This is a genomic window from Pantoea sp., from assembly GCF_028283705.1.
GTDB lineage: Bacteria > Pseudomonadota > Gammaproteobacteria > Enterobacterales > Enterobacteriaceae > Pantoea.
The window spans coordinates 101,637-123,815 of sequence record NZ_JAPWKD010000032.1; the positions used below are offsets into that span (position 1 = coordinate 101,637).

General features: G+C 53.9%; 20 protein-coding genes. 5 read left to right on the forward strand and 15 right to left on the reverse strand.

All coding sequences use genetic code 11. From position 1 onward, the window contains the following. Nucleotides 1–3 precede the first annotated feature (3 nt). Nucleotides 4–453: a transcriptional regulator NrdR gene (nrdR, locus tag PW844_RS23470; protein WP_021185864.1), complete on the reverse strand. Its 450-nt coding sequence runs from the start codon at nt 451–453 to the stop codon at nt 4–6. Between the two features lie 195 nt (nt 454–648). On the opposite strand from nrdR, the gene PW844_RS23475 reads away from it, so the two are divergent. Beyond that, nucleotides 649–1,200, forward strand: coding sequence for a DUF3251 domain-containing protein (locus tag PW844_RS23475; RefSeq protein WP_299457005.1), 552 nt, complete (start codon nt 649–651; stop codon nt 1,198–1,200). Between the two features lie 72 nt (nt 1,201–1,272). Here the strand turns inward: PW844_RS23475 and PW844_RS23480 are convergent, their stop codons facing one another. The 6 genes from PW844_RS23480 to queA all read right to left on the reverse strand — a co-directional run bounded on the left by PW844_RS23480 (nt 1,273) and on the right by queA (nt 7,292). Continuing rightward, a complete protein-coding gene (locus PW844_RS23480; RefSeq protein ID WP_299457007.1) occupies nt 1,273–1,539 on the reverse strand; it encodes a hypothetical protein in 267 nt (88 codons plus the stop codon). A gap of 254 nt (nt 1,540–1,793) precedes the next feature. Beyond that, complete coding sequence (gene secF, locus PW844_RS23485; protein WP_299457009.1) at nt 1,794–2,762, reverse strand: protein translocase subunit SecF; 969 nt, start codon at nt 2,760–2,762, stop codon at nt 1,794–1,796. Nucleotides 2,763–2,772: 10 nt separating this feature from the next. Further along, entirely contained in the window at nt 2,773–4,620 is a 1,848-nt protein-coding gene (gene secD / locus PW844_RS23490) for a protein translocase subunit SecD (protein ID WP_084873096.1), read from the reverse strand. Nucleotides 4,621–4,645: 25 nt separating this feature from the next. Then, the gene (gene yajC / locus PW844_RS23495; protein WP_084873094.1) at nt 4,646–4,978 is read right to left on the reverse strand and encodes a preprotein translocase subunit YajC; all 333 of its coding nucleotides are present in this window, start codon (nt 4,976–4,978) and stop codon (nt 4,646–4,648) included. Nucleotides 4,979–5,002: 24 nt separating this feature from the next. After that, entirely contained in the window at nt 5,003–6,127 is a 1,125-nt protein-coding gene (tgt, locus tag PW844_RS23500; RefSeq protein WP_299457015.1) for a tRNA guanosine(34) transglycosylase Tgt, read from the reverse strand. Between the two features lie 97 nt (nt 6,128–6,224). Beyond that, nucleotides 6,225–7,292 carry a tRNA preQ1(34) S-adenosylmethionine ribosyltransferase-isomerase QueA gene (gene queA / locus PW844_RS23505; protein ID WP_299457017.1) on the reverse strand — a complete coding sequence of 356 codons (1,068 nt, stop codon included), beginning with the start codon at nt 7,290–7,292 and terminating at the stop codon, nt 6,225–6,227. Nucleotides 7,293–7,394: 102 nt separating this feature from the next. On the opposite strand from queA, the gene PW844_RS23510 reads away from it, so the two are divergent. From PW844_RS23510 to PW844_RS23525, 4 genes are all read left to right on the forward strand, one after another. Next, entirely contained in the window at nt 7,395–7,976 is a 582-nt protein-coding gene (locus PW844_RS23510) for an ACP phosphodiesterase (protein WP_299457019.1), read from the forward strand. Between the two features lie 151 nt (nt 7,977–8,127). Continuing rightward, complete coding sequence (locus tag PW844_RS23515; protein ID WP_299457022.1) at nt 8,128–8,940, forward strand: inositol monophosphatase; 813 nt, start codon at nt 8,128–8,130, stop codon at nt 8,938–8,940. A gap of 18 nt (nt 8,941–8,958) precedes the next feature. Beyond that, nucleotides 8,959–10,221 carry a histidine-type phosphatase gene (locus PW844_RS23520; protein ID WP_299458296.1) on the forward strand — a complete coding sequence of 421 codons (1,263 nt, stop codon included), beginning with the start codon at nt 8,959–8,961 and terminating at the stop codon, nt 10,219–10,221. A 334-nt stretch (nt 10,222–10,555) separates the two neighbouring features. Then, on the forward strand, nt 10,556–12,508 hold the full coding sequence (locus PW844_RS23525; RefSeq protein ID WP_299457024.1) for an acyltransferase family protein: 1,953 nt from the start codon (nt 10,556–10,558) through the stop codon (nt 12,506–12,508). Nucleotides 12,509–12,650: 142 nt separating this feature from the next. On the opposite strand, the gene proY is transcribed toward PW844_RS23525, so the two are convergent. From proY to PW844_RS23565, 8 genes are all read right to left on the reverse strand, one after another. Beyond that, nucleotides 12,651–14,003: a proline-specific permease ProY gene (gene proY / locus PW844_RS23530; protein WP_299457027.1), complete on the reverse strand. Its 1,353-nt coding sequence runs from the start codon at nt 14,001–14,003 to the stop codon at nt 12,651–12,653. Between the two features lie 67 nt (nt 14,004–14,070). Further along, nucleotides 14,071–15,390 carry a branched-chain amino acid transporter carrier protein BrnQ gene (gene brnQ, locus PW844_RS23535; protein WP_084873080.1) on the reverse strand — a complete coding sequence of 440 codons (1,320 nt, stop codon included), beginning with the start codon at nt 15,388–15,390 and terminating at the stop codon, nt 14,071–14,073. A gap of 403 nt (nt 15,391–15,793) precedes the next feature. Next, nucleotides 15,794–16,900, reverse strand: coding sequence for a cobalamin-independent methionine synthase II family protein (locus PW844_RS23540; protein ID WP_299457030.1), 1,107 nt, complete (start codon nt 16,898–16,900; stop codon nt 15,794–15,796). Nucleotides 16,901–17,075: 175 nt separating this feature from the next. Beyond that, entirely contained in the window at nt 17,076–18,002 is a 927-nt protein-coding gene (locus tag PW844_RS23545; RefSeq protein ID WP_299457032.1) for a phosphate ABC transporter substrate-binding protein PstS family protein, read from the reverse strand. A gap of 18 nt (nt 18,003–18,020) precedes the next feature. Further along, nucleotides 18,021–19,334 carry a phosphate regulon sensor histidine kinase PhoR gene (gene phoR / locus PW844_RS23550; protein ID WP_299457034.1) on the reverse strand — a complete coding sequence of 438 codons (1,314 nt, stop codon included), beginning with the start codon at nt 19,332–19,334 and terminating at the stop codon, nt 18,021–18,023. Between the two features lie 14 nt (nt 19,335–19,348). Beyond that, nucleotides 19,349–20,038 carry a phosphate response regulator transcription factor PhoB gene (gene phoB / locus PW844_RS23555; protein WP_003852491.1) on the reverse strand — a complete coding sequence of 230 codons (690 nt, stop codon included), beginning with the start codon at nt 20,036–20,038 and terminating at the stop codon, nt 19,349–19,351. A gap of 252 nt (nt 20,039–20,290) precedes the next feature. Next, nucleotides 20,291–21,064: a hypothetical protein gene (locus PW844_RS23560; RefSeq protein WP_299457063.1), complete on the reverse strand. Its 774-nt coding sequence runs from the start codon at nt 21,062–21,064 to the stop codon at nt 20,291–20,293. Between the two features lie 35 nt (nt 21,065–21,099). Further along, nucleotides 21,100–22,017 (reverse strand): hypothetical protein, encoded by a 918-nt coding sequence (locus PW844_RS23565; protein ID WP_299457066.1) that lies wholly within the window; start codon nt 22,015–22,017, stop codon nt 21,100–21,102. Nucleotides 22,018–22,179 lie beyond the last annotated feature (162 nt).

Consider the following 22,179-nt stretch of genomic DNA (forward strand, 5'->3'; position numbering starts at 1 on the left):
GAATTAATCCTGTAAGCGGGCGATCTCTTCGCCAAAATCACGAATATCTTCAAAACTGCGGTAAACCGACGCGAAACGGATGTAAGCCACTTTATCGAGCTTCTTCAGTTCATCCATCACCAGATTGCCGATCAGTTTACTGGGAATTTCGCGCTCCCCGGTGGCGCGCAGCTGCGTTTTAATATGATTAACCGCGCTTTCCACCGCATCGGCGCTGACAGGCCGCTTCTCCAGCGCCTTCATCATGCCGCTGCTGAGCTTATCTTCGTTAAAGGGTTCACGCACATCGTTGCTTTTTACCACGCGCGGCATCACCAGCTCAGCCACTTCAAAGGTGGTAAAACGCTCATGGCACACCAGACACTGGCGACGACGACGCACTGATGAGCCTTCACTGACCAGGCGCGAATCAATCACTTTGGTGTCCACAGCGGAGCAGAATGGGCAATGCATGACGTTTCCTGTCGCGAGAATTTGGGCCATACAGTGTAGCGCCGATCTCGATTTCAACAAAATGCGTTGACATGAAAAGCACGGTAATGGTTAAAACAGCGTGATAAATCACGCCGCCACGATTCAGTGCACGGGTTGTCGCGGCGCGATTTATCGCGCAACATGAGGTTTTCCCAACAATGGAAAGGACATTGCATGACGATCAGGATGTTATGGGCGCCGGCAGCGCTTTCTTTGCTGGTTTTGAGTGGTTGTAGTTCAACCCCGGTTTCACCGCAGGTCAAACAACTGCATCAGGAAGTCAGTCAGCTAAATCAGCAAATGCGTCAGCTAACCAATCAGGCCAGCGCGCTGGAAATTCAGGGGCAGTTGAATAGCCAATCCAGCCAGGGCGCATGGTTGCTACCCCAGGCCAACACGCCGGTGGAGCTGCAAACCCAGCTGGGCAAATTACGCCTGTCACTCACACACGTAGAGGGTGAAGCCAGCGGCAGTCGTGCCAATCTGAATATTCGCTCAACGGACGACAAACCGGTTCCGGCGCTGAACGCAACCGTGGTCTGGGGTGAAATGGACCCGGCCAGCGGCAAACCGCTAAATGCAGACAGCCTGAGCCAGACCATCAGCGTGCCCGCCAGCCTGATGCCACGCAGTTCCGTGACTGTACCGCTGCGCCTCAGCGGACTGTCTCCTGAACAGCTCGGCTATATCCGTGTTCATGATGTGACCAGCGCGACGACACCCTAATCGCCAGTGAGTTTGCAGCGATTCGTAGTGGCGCGATTTATCGCGCCACTACTGAAATGCAGAACATCTGTCTCACTCTTTTTTTCTGTTAAGCCTGCGCTCAATAAGTCTGATAGCTATGGGATAACCAATAATCGTCGTTAATGTGCAAATGATGAGCAAAGCAATGCCGACAACCCCCTCGACATCATTTTCACCAAACAGATTTGCTATCTTATTCCAGAACGCATATTCACTCGCAGTAGCAGGAGATGAAGGACATACCAACAAAAACGAGATAATGAATAGTGTTACACCAATCGCTATCTTAAACCCCATCGGGACACATCTGGCTGCCATGCAAAATCACCCTTACCAATAAACCACAGTTATTTTATGGTTAAATCAACGAAAATTTGCGCCCTTTTAATAAATTAACCTGAGTCAAATCACATTTCATAAAAGAGTCGTCATTCGTTGGAATAACTGAATTCTGGATGTCAGGAGGAAGATCTACGGAGAATGGTCAGAATTTCACCTGAATTTGATAAAAAAAACCGCATCCTGAACCAGGACGCGGTTTACGTTTACTTTAACACTTTTACTGTCGCAAATTACGGCATGATCGAAGGCTGATCGGCGCCCTCTTTCTCCACTTTCTGCACCAGCATATGTTCACGCTTCATGCCCAGTTTCAGCGCCAGCGCTGAAGAGACATAGATTGATGAGATGGTACCAATGGTCACACCAATCAACATGGTCAGCGAGAAGCCTCTCAGCAGCGCACCACCAAAGATGAACAGGATCAGGATCATCGCCAGCGTAGTCAGCGAGGTGATCAGGGTACGGCTCAGCGTCTGGGTCAGCGACACGTTGGTGATATCGTAAGAAGAACCGCGGCGGATCTTACGGAAGTTCTCACGAATACGGTCGGAAACCACGATTTTATCGTTGAGCGAGTAACCAATCACCGACATCAGCGACGCGACGATAGTCAGATCGATCTCGATGTGCGCCAGCGACAAAATGCCACAGGTGATGATCACGTCGTGCGCCAGCGCCAGCACGGTACCCAGTGCCAGACGCCACTCAAAACGAATACCGATATAGATCAGAATCGCAATCAGTGCCGACATCAGTGCCATCGCCCCCGCCTGCGCCAGATCGCTGCCCACACTCGGGCCGACGAACTCGATACGCTTCACGGTGGCGTTCTGCTGTGCGGTTTCGTTAATCACCGACACCACTTTGTTGCCCAGTTCCTGACCCGCCGGGCCCTGAACCGGAGCCATGCGTACCATCACGTCACGGCTGCTGCCAAAGTTCTGCACCAGGGGTTCCTGGAAGCCTGCTTTCACCAGCGCAACGCGCAGGGTATCCAGCTCGGCTGGTTTTTCCAGGTTGATCTCAATCACCGTCCCGCCGGTAAAATCGAGGCCCCAGTTGAAGCCTCGCACGCTGACGATGGCGATAGACGCCAGAATCAGCAGACCGGAGATGATAAAGGCCAGCGTGTCCCAGCGCATAAAGTCAACGACCTTACGCCCATGGTTCAGCTGTTCAATACTGTATTCCTGTGCCACAACGCACTCCTTAGATAGACAGCTTGTTGATGCGTTTGCCGCCGTACACCAGGTTAACGATGGCACGGGTGCCGACGATAGCGGTAAACATGGAGGTGGCGATACCGATAGCAGTGGTGATCGCAAAACCTTTGATTGAACCGGTACCGACCGCATAAAGAATGATGACTTTAATCAGCGTGGTCACGTTAGCATCGACGATACTGGAGAAGGCACCTTTGTACCCCTCATGAATCGCCTGCTGCACGGAACGCCCGTTACGTAACTCTTCTTTAATACGTTCGTTAATCAGTACGTTCGCATCCACCGCTACCGCCAGCGTCAGCACGATACCGGCAATACCCGGCATGGTGAGCGTGGCTCCCGGCAGCAGTGACATGATGCCGACAATCAGCACCAGGTTACACAGCAGAGCACTGGTGGCGATCAGACCGAATTTCTTATAGAACACCACCATAAAGATGATGGAGGCGATCAGACCCCACAGGCAGGCTTCGAGACCTTGTGTGATGTTCTGCTGACCCATAGTTGGGCCGATAGTACGCTCTTCCACAATCTGAATCGGCGCAATCAGCGCACCGGCACGCAGCAGCAGCGACAGCTGACGAGCTTCGTTCGGGTTGCTGATGCCGGTGATACGGAAGCTGTTACCGAGGCGCGACTGGATGTTCGCCACGTTAATCACTTCTTCCTGTTTCACCAGAATCGCACGACCGTTGGCATCTTTCTTACCACTGTCCTTGTACTCCACGAACAGGGTCGCCATCGGCTTACCGATGTTGTCCTTGGTGAAGTTAGACATGATGTTACCGCCCGCGCCATCCAGTGAAATGTTCACCTGTGGCTGGTTGTACTCATCCATGCTCGACGTGGAATCCGTGATGTGGTCACCGGTCAGAATCACGCGTTTGTACAGCACAACCGGCTGACCATCACGCGTCATTTTCACTTCAGAGTCACCCGGAACACGGCCGCTGGCCGCAGCGCTCGGGTCAACGGTGGTGTTAACCAGACGGAATTCGAGGGTTGCGGTTGCACCCAGAATCTCTTTGGCACGCGCCGTATCCTGAATACCTGGCAACTCAACCACAATGCGGTCAGAACCCTGACGCTGCACCAGCGGTTCGGCTACGCCGAGTTGGTTAACACGGTTACGCAGGATATTGATGTTCTGCTGAACCGCATACTCACGCGCTTCGCTCAGGCGAGCATCGGTCATCACCGCACGCAGGGTATCGCTACCCTGGCTTGAGATCACCAGATCACGGTGACGCGAAGACAGGTAGCTGATGGCCGCATCACGGCTGGTGCCGTCACGGAAACGGATTTCCACGCCATAGTTCGCGATTTTATTCACGGTAACGTAGGGGATGCCTTTATCACGCAGGTCACTGCGCAGGCCGTCGGCGTTCTGCTCCTGCAGTTTGCCCAGAGCGGTATCCATATCCACTTCCATCAGGAAGTGTACGCCGCCGCGCAGATCAAGACCGAGTTTCATCGGTTCTGCGGACAGCATGCTCAGCCAGCGCGGGGTAGCCGGAGCCAGGTTGAGCGCAACAACGTAGTTCTCGCCAAGCACATTGGTAATCGCTTCACGGGCGCGCAGCTGCACATCCGTATTAGCAAAGCGCGCAAGAATCGCGCCATTTTCCAGAACGAGGGATTTGCTCTGAATATTATCTTTTTGTAATGCAGTCTGGATCTGATCCAACGTTTGCTCACTGGCGGCGCCACCGCGCGCACCAGTGATTTGAACGGCCGGATCCTCACCATAAAGGTTGGGAAGCGCATAGAGCAGGCCGACGAGAATCACGACGACCAGCATGATGTACTTCCACAAAGGATAACGGTTTAACACGGCAGTTTCCTTCGGGAAGAAAAAATTACAGCGCCTTCATGGTGCCTTTCGGCAGAACGGCAGCCACGAAATCACGTTTAATCACTACTTCAGTGGTGTCGTTCAGGGCGATAGAGATGTAGCCAGTTTCTGCCACTTTGGTCACGCGACCCACTAAACCACCGCTGGTCAGCACTTCATCCCCTTTGGAGATGGAATCCATCAATTTCTTGTGATCTTTCGAACGCTTCTGCTGCGGACGCAGAATCATGAAGTAAAAGATCAGACCAAAGACCACCAGCATGATCACCAGAGAATAAGGACTTCCCTGAGACGGTGCGCCTGCTGCAGCCACAGCGTCAGAAATGAAAAAGCTCATTAAATTTCCCTCATTGATGAATTATCAGACGTTTAACGGTGGAACCGCTTTGCCCGTCCGTTGATAGAACTCGCTAACAAAGTGCTCTAATTTACCCTCTTCGATAGCCTGGCGTAAACCCGCCATCAGGCGCTGGTAATAGCGCAGATTGTGGATGGTGTTCAGACGTGCGCCCAGTATTTCGTTACAGCGATCGAGATGATGCAAGTATGCACGGCTGTAATTGCGACAGGTGTAACAATCACACTCGGCATCGAGTGGCGAGGTATCATCTTTATGCTTCGCATTACGGATTTTCACCACGCCATCGGTGACGAACAGATGACCATTACGCGCGTTACGCGTCGGCATAACGCAGTCAAACATATCGATACCGCGACGAACGCCTTCCACCAGATCTTCCGGCTTGCCAACGCCCATCAAATAACGCGGTTTGTCGTGCGGAATTTGCGGACAGACGTGTTCCAGGATGCGGTGCATGTCTTCTTTTGGTTCACCCACCGCCAGGCCGCCCACAGCGTACCCATCAAAGCCAATCTCTACCAGACCTTTGACGGAGACATCACGTAAATCTTCGTAAACACTGCCCTGAATGATGCCAAACAGCGCATTTTTGTTGCCAAGTGAGTCAAAGCGGTCGCGGCTGCGTTTTGCCCAGCGCAGCGACATCTCCATTGAGCGCTTCGCGTAGTCCCAGTCCGCCGGGTAAGGCGTACATTCATCGAAGATCATGACGATATCGGAACCGAGGTCGAACTGAATCTCCATCGACTTTTCCGGATCGAGGAAAATCGGATCGCCATTGATCGGGTTGCGGAAATGCACACCGGCTTCGGTGATCTTACGGATATCACCCAGGCTGAACACCTGGAAACCGCCCGAATCGGTAAGGATAGGTCCTTTCCACTGCATGAAATCATGTAGATCGCCATGCAGCTTCATGATTTCCTGCCCTGGGCGCAGCCAGAGGTGGAAGGTATTGCCGAGGATAATCTGTGCACCCGTATCCTGGACTTCTTCCGGCGTCATGCCTTTTACCGTGCCATAGGTGCCCACTGGCATAAATGCCGGGGTTTCCACCACGCCACGATCAAAAACCAGACGGCCACGGCGTGCGCGCCCGTCGGTAGTATCTAACTCAAATTTCACAATTACCTCATCAGAGAGACAGTCTGACGCTTAAGTCCGTGCCTGCGCCCGGAAAAAAAGCCGCACGGATAGCGTCCGGCCGGGTTAATGCTCAAATTTAGGCCGACGACTTGCCTGCGCCATGCGGATTACGGGTGATGAACATGGCATCCCCGTAGCTAAAGAAACGATACTGCTCCGCGACCGCCGCATGATAGGCAGCCATGGTGTGCTGATAACCGGCAAACGCCGACACCAGCATAATCAGGGTAGATTCCGGCAGATGGAAATTGGTGATGAGGGCATCAATCACCTGGTACTGATAACCGGGATAGATAAAAATCTGGGTATCATCGAAGAACGGTGCAATCAGCGCATCCTTGCTTGCCTGCGCTGCACTTTCCAGCGACCGCACCGAGGTGGTGCCAACCGCGACCACTTTATTACCCCGTGCTTTACAGGCCAGTACCGCATCCACCACGTCCTGCGGCACTTCGGCGTATTCCGCGTGCATGGTGTGATCTTCGATGGTTTCCACCCGCACCGGCTGGAATGTGCCCGCCCCCACGTGCAGCGTGACAAAGGCCATTTCGACGCCTTTGGCTTTCAGCGCCTCCAGTAAAGGCTCGTCAAAGTGCAGGCCCGCTGTCGGCGCGGCCACCGCACCCGGACGCGCGCTGTACACTGTCTGGTACAACTCACGATCAGCATCTTCATCCGGACGATCAATATAAGGCGGCAACGGCATATGGCCGACGCTATTCAGGATATCCAGCACCGCACGGTCGTCTTCAAACACGATCTCGAACAACGCACCATGGCGCGCCACCATGGTGGCTTTGACGTTTTCATCATCGCCCAGCAACAATTCGGTACCCGGCTTCGGTGCTTTTGAAGCACGCACATGCGCCAGCACGCGTTTGTCATCCAGCATGCGCTCCACCAGCATTTCGATTTTGCCGCCGCTGGCCTTGCGACCAAAAACGCGCGCGGGAATGACGCGGGTGTTGTTGAAAACCAACAGATCGCCCGGATTGAGTTTATCCAGTACATCGGTAAACACACCGTGGCTGAGCACACCGCTCGGGCCATCCAGCGACAACAGACGGCAACCGCTACGCTGCGCCTGGGGATAATGGGCGATCAAAGATTCCGGCAACTCAAAGGCAAAATCGGCTACACGCATACTTCACTTCTTCAGGACTAAAAACAGGCGGCATAGTTTAGCGGAAAAGCGACTAATTCTGAACAACTGGCTGCGTCTCGTTGATTCTGGCTATAATGCGCCATGAACTTTCTTGCTCACCTTCATCTGGCCCATCTGGCTGACAGCTCACTGCTCGGTAACTTAATGGCCGACTTTGTGCGCGGTAACCCACATGAGGACTGGCCGACCCCGGTTGCCGATGGCATCATGCTGCACCGGCGTCTCGACATCATGACCGATAATTTGCCGGAAGTACGCGAAGCGCGTCAGTGGTTCCGTGCCGAAACCCGACGTGTCGCGCCGATTACGCTGGACGTTATCTGGGACCATTTCCTGGCACGTCACTGGGATAAAATACATCCAGAGCAATCGCTGGTGGCCTTTACCGCCGATGCCGAGCGGGACATTGTTCCTCAGTTGAACGGCACACCGGAAGGGTTTATCGAGCTTAATGACGTGATGTGGCGCGATCGCTGGTTTGAACATTATGCTGAACCCGCGCGTCTGGCGCGGGTACTGAATGGCATGGCACTGCGCCGCCCGCGCCTCAAAGCACTGCGCGACTCATATCAGGATTTCGTTGAACACTATGCCGGGCTGGAGCAACAGTTCTTTCAGTTCTATCCGCGTCTGATGGCGCTGGCACGCACGCAACAGCTATAACGCATTCCGAATCCATCGCCCCTCTTGCCAGCCGCTTTTATCTGCGGCTTAATGAAGCCTTTCTTAACTTTCGTTACCTGGATCACACAGCCCATTCGCCTGTCCGGGCGATTTAAACCATTTCGCCTGTCGCAAATCATAAGAGGGAAAGATGTCATCAGCATCACTTACTGAACTTGACGCGCGTTATCACTATGCCTGTGATGTCGCCAAAGCTGCCGCCAGTCGCGCGCTTTCCTGGTATCAGCAGCGCCACCAACTGGTGATTGAGCATAAGAAGGACCTCCAGGATGTGGTCAGTGAAGCCGATCGCAATGTGGAACAACTGATTAAATCCCTGATTGCCGAGCGCTTTCCCGAAGACGCGGTGCTGGGCGAAGAAAGCGGCGGCGAGACGGAAGGTGCGCGCTTTATCTGGGTGGTGGATCCGATCGATGGCACCAGCTGTTTTATTAATGGTCTGCATAACTGGTGCGTGTCGCTGGCCATCGTGTGTGAAAATGAAGCGGTGATTGGCGTGGTGTGCGATCCCAATCATCACGAATTGTTTCATGCCTGCCGCGGCAAAGGTGCCTGGGTTAATGACAAACGTATCCAGGTACATAGCGCCCGGCAGCTGGATCAGGGGGTGCTGGGTATCAGCAGCTCCAACAGCCAGCCGCCAGCCCCCCTTACAAACTTTATTTCTGCCCTGCTGCAACAGGGTGGCATGTTTATCCGTACCGGCTCGGGTGCGCTGATGAGCGCCTGGGCCGCTGCCGGGCGTCTGATCGGCTATTTCGAAGCCCATATGCACCCGTGGGACGGTTTGCCAGGCATCGTCCTGATGCGTGAGGCAGGCGGCGTCACCAATGATTATCTGCACAACGACGGGCTGAAAAACGGCAATCCGGTGCTGCTTACCAATGCGACGCTCTATCCACAGCTGAAAGCGATGCTGCCAGCCTCCTCTGCCCGCTTATAAAAGGATTCACCGATGTCCATGCGATCGTCTTTGCTGCTGGTCAGTGCGCTGTGGCTGTTGATCGGTAGCAGTCAGGCTGCCGATCACTATCAGCTGGAAAAAGTGGTGGAGCTCAGCCGACACGGCGTGCGTCCCCCCACTCCCGGCAATCGTAAAGAGATCGAAGCGGCAACCGATCGCCCCTGGACACGCTGGGTCACTGCCGACGGTGAACTGACCGGACACGGTTACGCCGCAGTGGTGAACAAAGGTCGTTGGGAAGGCGAGCACTATCGACAGCTCGGTCTGCTGACCCAGGGCTGTCCTGCTGGCGACGAAATTTACGTGCGTGCCAGCCCCAAACAGCGCACGCGCGCCACCGCACAGGCGCTGGTTGATGGTGCATTTCCTGGCTGTGGGGTCGCGATACATCATGTTGATGGCGATACCGACCCACTGTTCCAGTCGGAGGATTTGCCCTTTGCTGACCTCGATCCCTCCCGGGAATATGCTGCGATGGTGGCTAAAGCCGGTGATCTGGCGGCACTGCAACAGCAGCTGCAACCCGCTGTGCAGCAGCTTAAACAGGCGGTTTGTGCGCCCGGTAACCACTGCGCTCAGTTTGATCGCCCGTGGCAGCTGAAACAAACCAAAAAAGGACACACTTATGTACAGGGCCTGAGCGTGCTGGCCAGTATGGTGGAAACTCTGCGGCTGGGCTGGAGCGAGAACCTGCCGCTCAGCCAGCTGGCATGGGGCAATATCACCGCCTCCAGCCAGATCACCGCACTGTTACCGATTTTGACCGCCAGCTATGATCTCAGCAACGACGTCCCTTATCTGGCACAGCGCCGTGGGTCGATTTTGCTGGATGCCATCATTAAAGGGCTGGAACAGGGTGTCGGCCCGGCACAGAACGCTTCACCGGCTACCCGCTGGCTGCTATTGGTGGCGCACGATACCAATATCGCTCGTGTGCGAACGCTGATGAATTTCAGCTGGCAGTTGCCGGGGTATTCCCGTGGCAATGTTCCACCCGGCAGTAGCCTGGTGTTCGAACGCTGGCGCGATACGCAAACTGGCGAGCGTTTTTTACATATCTACTTCCAGGCACAAAGTCTGGATGATCTGCGGCACTTAGCCCCGGTCGACGATCGCCATCCGTTGCTGCGCGAGGAGTGGCATGAGAAAAACTGTCGAATTACCGATGTCGGCACCTTGTGTCCTTATCAATCGACACTGAATACCTTCAGCCAGGCGCTGGATAAGCAGGCGATAATCCCGGTCAATTACCCACAATGACGTGTCGCAGCGCGATTTATCGCGCTCTTTTATCGGCATTTTTATGTTCGGTAAAACGGCGTGATAAATTACGCCGCTACGGTTAATTTATATTCACCCGGCTTACCAGCCAAAATCACAATCATTAAAATCTCGAAAGTCATTTGCCAGAGCCATCTGAGAATTATCTATATTTTCCGTCAGAGGTACGCATTCCGTTTACCTCGCGTTAACCTTTAAACGTCAATCATCCCTTGATTCATTATTTTTTTACCCTTGTTTTTCGGCGACAGGATGCGCCGATTTATTTTTTTCGCCTCAGGCGTCAGGATATTTAAGAGCAACGGGTGGCCTTATGACCAAATCGGGTAATTTCGGTTATCGCGCGGATATTGACGGCCTGCGCGCCGTCGCGATCTTATCAGTGGTGTTGTTCCATTCAGGTGTGACCTTCCTGCCCGGTGGTTTTATTGGCGTAGATATTTTCTTTGTTATTTCTGGATTTTTAATTGGTGGCATTATCAGCCGGGAAATAACCGAAGCGCGTTTCTCCTTTTATCAATTCTACTTACGACGTATACGACGCATTGCCCCGGCATTGTTTTTTATGATGGCGGTCCTGCTATTACTCGGCTATCTCCTGCTTTCCCCGCTCGAATTCAGTCAGCTGGCAAAATACAGCGTGGCGGTATTTATTTCCGTGCCCAATATGCTGCTGATGAAAAGTGGCGACTACTTCAGCACCGATTCCGATTTAAACCCGCTGCTGATGACCTGGTCACTCGGCATCGAAGAACAGTTCTACGTGGTGTTGCCCTTTATTTTGCTACTGACCGCACGCTTCAGACGCTCCATGCCAGGGGTGATTCTGGTGATCAGCATCGCCTCGTTAATCGCCTGCCTGTGGATGACCCCGGTTAACAGTACCCGCGCGTTCTATCTGCTGCCGACCCGCGCCTGGGAGCTGGGTGCCGGGGTGCTGCTGGCACTGTGGCAACCACAGCCAATAGAGGGGCGCGCCGCCAACGGGTGTAATCTGCTCGGCTGGCTGCTGATTGTGGCCTCCGCCATGCTGCTGGCCAACAACAGTGACTTCCCCGGCTGGCTGGCCATGATTCCGGTGGCGGCAGGTTGCCTGATGATCGGCGCACGCGGTCGCCTGAACCAGCTGCTGCTGGAAAACCGCGTGATGCGCTTTATCGGTACCGTCTCCTACTCCTGGTATTTATGGCACTGGCCTCTGCTCAGCCTGGCGCGCATTTGTAGCGATCATCCGTTAACGGTCTGGCAGGGTCTGGCGATTAGCGCCCTGGCGTTGCTGATTGCCTGGATCTCCTGGCGCTTTGTTGAGCAACCTTTCCGTCATCCGCAACGTGCCACCCGCCTGGTGATCCCGGTTTACTGTGCCTCCTCACTGTTGGCCGCCGGTGCGATGGTGATCCTGTGGCAAACCGGCGGCCTGAAGTATCGCGTCAGCGAACAGGTGGTCAACGGTGAGTCGTGGAAAATTTCGGCACAGCGCAACCCATGCCTGCTGGACTACGGCGCCAATTTCCCGTCATTGAATGCGCAGTGCCATCCGGACACCGATCAGCCCGGTATTGCCTTAATCGGCGATAGCCATGCCGCCGCGCTGCGCACCCCGGTCGCGGGTTATGCATTGCGCCAGCACAAACCGCTGTTTCAGCTAACAAAAGCCTCCTGTCCGTTTTTGATTGATGCGACGCGGGTGGTGGTTCAGGAACCCGCCCATGCCCAGCAGTGCGTCGATTTTAATCGCGAGGTACTAAAAATGGTGCTGAGTGACAAGATTGACGAAGTAGTGATCAGTGCCTACTGGGCATCCGGCATGAGCATCCTGCCGGGCTCCGGTTTCCGTGAGCTGGCGCATCCGGAAAAAAGCAATCTGGAGGCGTTAAAATTCGGTATGGATAAGGTGGTGGCGGCACTGCAACAGGCCGGGAAGAAAGTCACCATCATTGAGGATGCCCCATCGCTGGATATCGATCCTCTGCGCTACAGCAACAACCGTAATATCCCGATTCGCCGTGAACTGAGCGACTGGCTGGGACGCTGGGATACCCCGCCATTGAGCACGGCACGCACCAAACTCTTCCAGTACCCGGAAGCGGCGGTGGATAAACTGCTGCAAAGCTATGCCAGTGCCGGTGTGCGGGTGCTGTCTTTGCGTGAAAACCTTTGTAATGACCATGGTTGCCTGTTTGCCAATAACGGCTTGCCGTTGTATTACGACAACAACCATCTCAGTCCCTATGGTGGCGAGATTGCGTTAGGAAAGAACTGGTGAGAAACCACAAAAATACGTAGCGGCGCGATTTATCGCGCAATGCCGGGATGGGTAGACACCGTCACTGGACAAAACAAAAATAACGCGATAAATCGCGCCGCTACCCCCTAAATAAATTGGGCGGCCTGGGCCGCCCAATTTATTATTTATTTCGCTTCGCCAGCGGCCATGCCAGCATCAGCAGCACTATCCAGGCAAAACCGACATACAGCGACACGCGCGTATCCGGGAAGTAACCAATCAGGGCGATGATAAAGGCAAGGAACACCACTCCAACCCACGCCGTGGCACTGCCGCCAGGCAAGGCAAACTTCAGCTTACCCACTTCCTGCTGGCTAATCTTGCGGCGGAAGGCAATCTGCGACAGCAGAATCATGATCCACACCCAGACGGTAGCAAAGGTCGCCAGGGAGGCGATCACCAGAAAGACCTTCTCCGGCATCAGGTAGTTGAGATAGACCGCAACCAGCATGGCAAGCATCATCACCAGCACCGTGACCCACGGAATACCGCGTTCTGAGACCTTCATAAACATCTTCGGTGCATGGCCCTGCTGCGCCATGCCGTGCAGCATACGTCCGACACCAAATACATCACTGTTAATCGCAGACAGAGAAGCCGTCAGCACCACGAAGTTCAGGATTGACGCCGCTGCGGCAATGCCGAGATGCTGGAAGGTCAACACAAAAGGACTGCCAGAAGTACCGACCTGATTCCACGGGTAGATCGACATAATCACAAACAGCGTACCCACGTAGAACACCAGAATACGCCACGGCACCGAGTTGATGGCACGCGGAATCGACTTCTCCGGATCTTTCGCTTCGCCGGCGGTGATACCGATGATTTCAATCCCACCATAGGCAAACATCACCATCTGCAACGACAGCAACATCCCTACCACGCCATGCGCAAAGAAGCCGCCATTGGTCCACAAATTATGGATACCGGTTGGCTGCCCACCGTTGCCGATGCCCCAGAAAATCATGCCAAAACCGGCAATAATCATCACGATGATGGTGGCGACTTTGAAGAAGGAGAACCAGAACTCCACTTCACCAAACACCTTCACGCTCATCAGGTTAATCGCGCCGATAATCAGCACCACGCTCAGCACCCAAATCCAGTGCGGGACCTCAGGGAACCACACCCCCATGTAGATACCAAAAGCTGTCACGTCGGCGATCGCCACGATCAGAATCTCGAAGCAATAAGTCCAGCCGGTGATGTAACCGGCCAGCGGGCCAAGATAATCCTGCGCATAGCGCGAAAATGAACTGGCCTGCGGATTGTTGACCGACATCTCGCCCAGCGCACGCATGATGACATAAGCCACCGCGCCGCCAATGATGTACGCCAGCAACACGCTGGGACCGGCCATTTTGATGGCATCAGCCGAGCCATAAAACAGCCCGGTGCCAATCGCTGACCCCAGCGCCATAAAACGGATATGGCGCGTGCTCAGTCCGCGTTTGAGCTTATTGGTTTCTTGCATAACAACAGTACCTTGCAAATGAAAAAACCACGGGCAGGCCCGTGGTCGAAATTAACAGCAATGTCGCTTACTGGTGAACGGCGACTTGTTCGCGTCCTTTTACGCGATCCACCACCGCCGCGATCAGCAGCATCACCAGCGAAGGCGGCAACCAGGAAAGTCCCTGATCGGCCAGCGGCAGGTGCTGACTGAATAACGGCAGCGCGTCTTTAAAACTGGTGGTTTTGATGGCATCAATAATACCGAACAGCAGGCTGACCAACATCGCCGGAGCGATAATGCGGCTGCTTTTGTTCCACCAGCTCAGGGTGAAGCTCAGCACCACCAGCACGATGCACGGCGGATAAATGGCCGTCAGCACCGGAATCGAAATCTGGATCAGATGGCTCAGGCCGAGGTTCGACACCACCATAGAGAACAGACCGAGGATAAAGACCAGGGCTTTATACGATAACGGCAGGTATTGCGCAAAAAATTCTGCACAGGCACAGGTCAGGCCAACAGCCGTCACCATACAGGCTACGAAGATCAGCGCAGCCAGGAAGAAGCTGCCCATGCCGCCGAAAGTCTGTTGTACATAAGCATGTAAAATCGCCGCGCCGTTGGCATTCTGATCAACAATCGCGCCGCTGTCTGAACCCAGCTTGAACAGGCAGAGATAAACCAGTGTCAGACCGACACCGGCGATGATCCCCGCCAGCATGGTGTAACGGGTCAGCAGGCGCGCATCTTCCACACCGCGTGAACGGGCAGCGTTGACGATAACAATACCGAACACCAGCGCGCCCAGCGTATCCATGGTCAGATAGCCGTTAACAAAACCGCTGGAGAAGGCAGCACGCTGATAATCCGCCGTCGCCGGAGAGAGACCACCGGCAGGCCACAGGAGCGCGGCGATGCCCAGCACCGTCAGCGCAACAATTTTCAGCGGTGCCAGGAAATGACCCACGGTATCCAGCAATTTGCCCGGATAGAGGGAAATGACGATCACCAGCGAGAAGTAGATCAGGCTGTAAATAAACAGCGGCAGCGCACCATCACCAGTCAGCGGGGCAATGCCCACTTCAAAGGATACGGTTGCGGTACGCGGCGTCGCGAACAGCGGGCCAACAGCCAGATAGCACACGGTCGCCAGCAGCAGACCGGCGGCTTTGCCAATCGGCGAGCTAAGGGCATCGATACCGCCGCCCACACGCGCCAGGGCGATGACGGTCATCACCGGCAGACCTACCGCGGTAATCAGAAAACCAATAGCGGCAGTCCAGACGTGTTCGCCAGACTGAATACCTACCATCGGTGGGAAAATGATGTTTCCTGCGCCGACAAACAGGGCAAACGTCATGAAGCCCAGCGCGAGGATATCCTTCGGGGTTAAACGATATGTCATAAACTTCTGTACTGCCTGTAACTGATGTTGCGGTGGAAGTTGGGTTCGTGTTGTCCCCTGACCGCGCTAAAAACAACGACTTATCAGGCAATGCCAGTGCGTTATGCTCGCCGTATACTCAAAGCGCAGGTGATTTAAACTGCTTTTCTTCTGTTCACAGAGGGATGGATTGACAACGGGCCGTAGTAAAACGTTTATAGCGAAGAAAGGCAATACGGGATCGGAAAACCAGAAGGATATAGCACGAATCAGGTGAAAAGCAGTGAATCAGTATAGATAAGGTCGATAACGCATCAGATGATTTGCTGAAACTTTCCACAGCGCGAGAGATATACGTGCAAAACTTGCTTTCTACATGCACAAAAGGCGCGATTTACGCGCCTGTTTGCACAACTTTACAGCATCACCACACCTGATTTGCGATATCGACTACGAGGCGAATTTTTTGCCACTGCTGTTCCTCGCTCAGGCTGTTGCCCTCTTCGGTGGAAGCAAAACCACACTGCGGGCTGAGACAAATCTGCTCCAGGCTGACGAATTGCGCCGCTTCCTGCAAACGCGCTTTCACCTGTGCCGGATCTTCCAGCTCACCGGTTTTAGTGGTAATCAGGCCCAGTACCACCTGTTGATGGCCCGGCTTAATAAAGCGCAGCGGCTCAAAACCGCCTGAACGCTCGTTGTCATATTCAAGGAAGAAAGCATCGATATTCACGCCACCAAACAGGATTTCAGCCACCGGCTCATAGCCGCCTTCCGAGATCCAGGTTGAACGGAAGTTACCGCGACACACATGCAGTCCCACTGTCAGATCCGCCGGTTTACCTTCCAGCGCCGTATTCAGCACCTGAGCGTAGATGTGCGCCAGTTCCTGTGGATCTTCGCCACGCTCACGGATCTGCTGTTGCTGATCCACCGAGCACAGGTAGGCCCAGACGGTATCATCCAGTTGCAGATAACGGCAGCCCGCAGCGTAAAACGCCTTGATGGCATCTTTGTAGGTCTGCGCCAGATCGGCGAAATAGTCTTTCAGATCCGGATAGACGGCGGCATCGATCACTTTACGACCACCACGGAAGTGCAGCACGCTTGGGCTGGGGATGGTCATCTTCGGTACCGCATCACCGGCAATGCTTTGCAGGAAACGGAAATGTTCCAGCATCGGGTGATTGGGGTTAAACGCCACTTTGCCAGTCACTTTGACGCCACGCGCTTTGGTCTGCACGCCGTTGAATTGAATGCCCTGCTCGGCTTCGTAACGCTCCACGCCCAGCAGACTGTCAAAGAAGTCAAAGTGCCACCATGCACGACGGAACTCACCATCAGTCACCACTTTCAGGCCATTAGCACGCTGCTGCTCCACGACATAGCGGATGGCCTCATCTTCTACCTGACGCAGCTGGGCGGCATCAATCTCACCCTGAGCAAACTGCTCACGCGCCTGCTTGATCGCAGCGGGGCGCAGAAAACTGCCGACGGTATCGGCGCGGAACGGGGCGGTAACTCGTTGCATGATCACTCCTGGCTAAAGCCGTAAACGCATGGTTGCGTCAGGTAATAATTTCGTCTGGTTATTTTTAGCCATCTGGATGGCTATATGGCTAAAGAGAGTGACATGCTAAGGGAAATTGGGCAAACGAAGAAAATTCAGGTGACATGAAGAAAATTCATGTTGGGATGCTCGTTCTTCAATTCCCCTCAATGGCTGCCCGCGCCAGCGCCATCTGGCTATCTGACAGCGGCAGGTAGCCTGCCTCACTGACGCGGCGCTGCCCCTGTGGCGACAATACCTGGTGCAGAAATGCAGATACCAGCGGTGCCAAAGGTTTACCGGGCGCTTTGTTGACGTAGATATAAAGAGGACGTGACCACGGATAGCGACCGCTGCGGATAGACTCTGCATCAGGCATCACGCTGTCGCCACTGGCGGTCACCACCGGTAAGGTTTTTACCCCACTCAGATGAAAACCAAAGCTGGCATAGCCGATACTGTTGGGCGTCGCCGCCACGGCCTGCACCACAGCTGCGGAACCGGGAAATTCGGATACATCGGCACGGAAATCACCTTTGCACAGCACCTGCTGCTTGAAGAAACCCCAGGTGCCGGAAGCTGAGTTGCGCCCATAACGCTCGATGCTGCGCGTTTCCCAGCCGGGAAGGGTCAGCCCCACATCGCCCCAGCGCTGTACGGCGTGGGGTGCACCGCATAAACGCGTCACCGAAAACAGCGCATCAAGTTGCTGCGGTTCGATGCGCGTCAGCGGGTTGTCCTGATTCACCACCACCACCAGCGCATCCATCGCCACCGGCACTGCCAGCGGCGGGTAGCCGTAGCGGGTAGTAAACAGCTGGCGCTCGTCTGCCTGCATTGGCCGGCTCATCGGACCGAGTTGCGCCGCTCCGGCAGCCAGCGCCGTGGGAGCGGTTGATGAGCCCGCCGCCTGTACCTGCACATTCACACCAGGCGACTGGCGGCTGAAATCCTCACCCCACAGCGTCATCAGATAACCGAGGGTATCGGAACCCACACTACTCAGATTGCCAGCCAGCATGGTTTGTTGCCCCTGTGCCAGGACAGAGAACGACAGCAAAATGAACAGCAGCAACGATTTCATGCGGGATTTCCGTGACAGTTATTGCGCCACATTCTCCCGTATCCCACTGGCGACAATCAACCTTGGCGGCAGGATAAAGCTGAAGCTCGTCTCCTGATGCGGCACACTGCTGATCTCAAGCCGCGTATTGTGGTGGCCGAGAGCATGTTTCACGATCGCCAGTCCCAGTCCGCTTCCCCCGGTGGCGCGTGAACGTGCTTTATCCACCCGATAAAAACGTTCGGTGAGACGGGGCAGATGTTCAGCACTGATACCCGGCCCGTTATCGCACACCTTAAACTCCGCGCCCTGCTTACTCCGCAGCCAGCTGATATCAATCCGCGTACCTTCCGGCGTATGGTTCACCGCGTTGTACACCAGATTGGAGATTGCGCTACGTAGTTGCTCATCATTGCCGAGCACTTTGAGGTGCGGGTCAGTGTGGAAGTGAATCTCGTGTCGTCCCTGGCTGAGGGTTTCCGCCTCACGCTGCAACAGCAGCAGCATGGTTGGCACATCAACGGTCTCTTTCAGATCAATGGCGGGAGCGGCCTCAATGCGCGAAAGCGTCAGCAGTTGTTTCACCAGGCTATCCATACGCCGGGTTTGCTCCTGCATGGTTTGCAACGCTTTATTGCGCGAACGTTCGTTCATTACCGAATCGTTCATCATTTCAAGGTAGCCCTGCAACACAGTGAGCGGCGTGCGCAGTTCATGGCTAACGTTGGCAAAGAAGCTACGTCGTGCGCCTTCCAGCTGGTGCATTTGCGTGACATCGCGCGCCACCATCAGCCACTGTCCTTCGCTGTAAGGCATCACGCGAAACTCCATATGATGCTGATTATTCAGCACCAGTGTCAGGGGCTTGTTGAAATCACGCTGGCGAATATAGCGGGAGAACTCAGGATAACGCAGCAGGTTGAGGATGTTCTGGCCGTTATCTTCCGGCCAGCGGAGACCGAGATGCTGCTGTGCCAGACCATTACACCAGAAAATAGCCCCCTCTTCCGTGGTCAGCACCACCGCATCCGGCAGCGATTCTGCACCACTGCGAAAACGCTTGATCAGATTGCCTAACTCGCGGCGGCGGCGGCGGTTACGCAACTGCATTTGATACAGGCCGTAAAACAACGGTTCCCAGCTGGCACGCCCGCCGGGTGGCGTCATGGATCGATCAACCCACAGCCAGTGCGACAGCCGCATCAGGTTCCAGAAATGCCATAACAGCACACCCAGTACCGAAGCCAGCAGCAGCCAGGGAAGATAACCAAACAGCAAACCGAGAATCAGCGCCGGCAGACAAACCAGCACCAGCTCGGTTAATAATCTCTTCCAGGAGAGTCGTTCCAGCACGGTATAAACTCCGTTTAGTAGCGGGCAGAGAAACGATACCCTGTTCCGCGTACGGTTTGTACCATGCGGTCGTGGCCGGAGACCTCCAGCGCTTTACGTAAACGACGGATATGTACATCGACAGTACGATCTTCGACATACACATTGGTGCCCCAGACATGGTTCAGCAGCTGTTCGCGGCTGTAAACGCGTTCCGGGTGCGTCATAAAGAAGTGCAGCAGTTTATACTCGGTCGGCCCCATCTCCAGCGGCGTGGTCTCTGACATCACACGATGCGATGATGGGTCGAGGCTCAGCCCCTGCATCTCAATCACTTCTTCCACTGCCATCGGTGAAATACGGCGCATCACCGCTTTGATACGGGCCATCAGTTCTTTGGGGGAGAAAGGTTTGGTGATGTAATCATCCGCGCCCACTTCCAGACCACGTACGCGATCTTCCTCTTCACCACGCGCTGTCAGCATCATCACCGGGATATCCCGCGTCATGGCTTCACGCTTCAGGTGTTTGATAAACTGGATACCGCTACCACCGGGTAACATCCAGTCCAGCAAAATCAAATCTGGCCAGGGTTCAATCAGCTTCCCTACTGCGCTGTCATAATCTTCCGCCTCAATCGGCTGGTAATCGTTCTGTTCCAGCACGAAACATAACATTTCACGGATGGGAGCTTCGTCTTCCACAACCAAAATGCGCTTAGCCATTATTACTCCTGCTGATATGACGGCTGTCACTGAGATTTGCGGCGTCATTATGCGTCAGTTTTATGACACTTTTATGAAAAAACCAACGGGTGGTCTGGAGTATAAAAACAGAAATGTGACAGCAGAAACAGGATTTTTGGCGGGTAGCATACGAATATGCTTCTCAGGTAACTATTAAGAAAAAATGATTTTTCCCGGGCCGGGAAGCTAACCTTCCCGACCCGGCAGACAGCGTAGCGTATCGGCGGCGGTTTAGCTGCTTATTTCCTTCATCTGCGCCTTCATTTCAGCAAACTCCTCTCCTTTCAGCAAATCATCCCGCAGATTCAGGAAAGCCCGTAGCTTCATATTGTTGGCAAATTCCGGCGCGTTTTCCGACAGCGCCCAGGCATCATTCATACCAGCAAAGGACGCCGACGTGGTGGCTTTTTCAACCACATTTCCTTTGTTGTAAGCGGCGAGAATCACCTGAAAGAAGGTTGCCATAAACTTTCTCACATCACTGGGCCGGAATCCGTGGAGATAAAACATATGCGCACGTTCAAAAATAACCGGTCCTCCTCCTCGTAGTTCTAATTTTGCCGTGATCATTTTTCCCTTCACTGGTGAAAAAGGGGAATTTTCAAACGGCAAAGTATTTATCCCCGAAAAAAAACTAAGCTGTTGCCTTAAACAGGTGAAGTAATCCCGGCTGCTTAATTTTCGCGTAGACGGGACCTGTTCAGCAGGAATAATAAAAACGCTACCGGCGGGAATTTTCACCTGGCCATGAGAACAGATATCATGCTCGCGACTTTTATCGTAGAGCGCAAAGAGAAATTGATTGAACTGCTCCGTCGTTATGCCATTGTCCTCCAGCATGTGGGAAAGTGATGCTCCTTCTTTGATACTCTGGTCACTACCAGTTTGCATCCCTGCTTCTGCATTGCTAATACTACTGATATTATCAACCACCTGTGCCGCAGAGGCTTTATCGTCCCGTGATAATTTAGCCTCTGGTATTGGGATATTATTAATAGCAAACATATTGATCCCTCATTCTCAAAATTATTGTCCGTTTTTTACCTGGGTACGGCGTCAGGTAAATGTTGCGGTGCAGGATGGTCATTTAACTCCATCTGGCTCAATAATTGTTCCATCTCCTCGCAGGATTTCGCTTTTTCCGCCATCTGTGCTTTCAGCGCAGAGAACTTATCCGTTGCCAGCAGCTGATCACGCATGCTGATAAACTCATCCTGCGTTATATCACCCGCAAATACCGGTGGGACGTCCGCCTGGTCCCAGTAATAATTCATACTCATCAGGGTAGTTATGGCTATGGCTTCATCATGGGTTGTGACTTTCTGGCTGGCGGAAATAATGGCATCGAAAAAATCACGCAGGAAAGCGCTCACATCTTTTGGTCGGAAGGCATCAAGATAAAAGAAATGCGCGCGAGCATTCCCGGGTTCGGCACCCTCAACATAGGGAATTGATATTGTTGTCATTACCCCGTAGTTCGGCAGGCAATTTTCAGCGCGATAATTAAAATCGGGGTTCAGCACCATCGCTAAAAAATCTTCCCGCAACGAGGCTAAATAGGTCGGAGAGGGGCCAACAACAGGAGGGTGGGCGATAAATACCCAACCTGGAGCGCGGTTATAAACCACCGCATCATCGTCTACAGTTCTTCCTCTGGTAGTAATAAACGTTGCGAAAAGCTCAGCAGTATCACCCGCAGGAACGACATCGGCCCCAAAAGGCAGTAAGGACGATGTTCTTCCCGTCGCCCTGCCGTAAATCAGTTTTTCATACTCTTCTGGCCCCATCGTGACGGGCGCTTCTGTGTCGTATTGAGAGGTCGCAGACCCCATACGCTGTGCTGAATTCGCCACCACGACAATATTATCCCCAGCCGCAGAAGCTAAAGCATGGCTATCGGGTGCTGAACGCATGGCGGAGGTGGAGGTTACAGATTCGCTACGGTTAACAGGAAACATATTTATCTCCTTACGTTATCAGTGAGCCTTTATTTAACCTCTGATATTTTTCCGCGCTGAATAGTTAACTTCTGAGGAATTGATGATTTTTCCGGCGCATTTGTTCGGCTAATACGCATGTCAGTGGCAGTCCCATCCGTATATAATCGCCCAACGCGAAAT

Coding starts and splice junctions, on each gene's coding strand:
- nrdR (WP_021185864.1), bottom strand. CDS start 453: ATGCATTGCCCATTCTGCTCCGCTGTGGACACCAAAGTGATTGATTCG.
- PW844_RS23475 (WP_299457005.1), top strand. CDS start 649: ATGACGATCAGGATGTTATGGGCGCCGGCAGCGCTTTCTTTGCTGGTT.
- PW844_RS23480 (WP_299457007.1), bottom strand. CDS start 1,539: ATGGCAGCCAGATGTGTCCCGATGGGGTTTAAGATAGCGATTGGTGTA.
- yajC (WP_084873094.1), bottom strand. CDS start 4,978: ATGAGCTTTTTCATTTCTGACGCTGTGGCTGCAGCAGGCGCACCGTCT.
- queA (WP_299457017.1), bottom strand. CDS start 7,292: ATGCGTGTAGCCGATTTTGCCTTTGAGTTGCCGGAATCTTTGATCGCC.
- PW844_RS23510 (WP_299457019.1), top strand. CDS start 7,395: ATGAACTTTCTTGCTCACCTTCATCTGGCCCATCTGGCTGACAGCTCA.
- PW844_RS23515 (WP_299457022.1), top strand. CDS start 8,128: ATGTCATCAGCATCACTTACTGAACTTGACGCGCGTTATCACTATGCC.
- PW844_RS23520 (WP_299458296.1), top strand. CDS start 8,959: ATGCGATCGTCTTTGCTGCTGGTCAGTGCGCTGTGGCTGTTGATCGGT.
- PW844_RS23525 (WP_299457024.1), top strand. CDS start 10,556: ATGACCAAATCGGGTAATTTCGGTTATCGCGCGGATATTGACGGCCTG.
- proY (WP_299457027.1), bottom strand. CDS start 14,003: ATGCAAGAAACCAATAAGCTCAAACGCGGACTGAGCACGCGCCATATC.
- brnQ (WP_084873080.1), bottom strand. CDS start 15,390: ATGACATATCGTTTAACCCCGAAGGATATCCTCGCGCTGGGCTTCATG.
- PW844_RS23540 (WP_299457030.1), bottom strand. CDS start 16,900: ATGCAACGAGTTACCGCCCCGTTCCGCGCCGATACCGTCGGCAGTTTT.
- PW844_RS23545 (WP_299457032.1), bottom strand. CDS start 18,002: ATGAAATCGTTGCTGCTGTTCATTTTGCTGTCGTTCTCTGTCCTGGCA.
- phoB (WP_003852491.1), bottom strand. CDS start 20,038: ATGGCTAAGCGCATTTTGGTTGTGGAAGACGAAGCTCCCATCCGTGAA.
- PW844_RS23560 (WP_299457063.1), bottom strand. CDS start 21,064: ATGTTTGCTATTAATAATATCCCAATACCAGAGGCTAAATTATCACGG.
- PW844_RS23565 (WP_299457066.1), bottom strand. CDS start 22,017: ATGTTTCCTGTTAACCGTAGCGAATCTGTAACCTCCACCTCCGCCATG.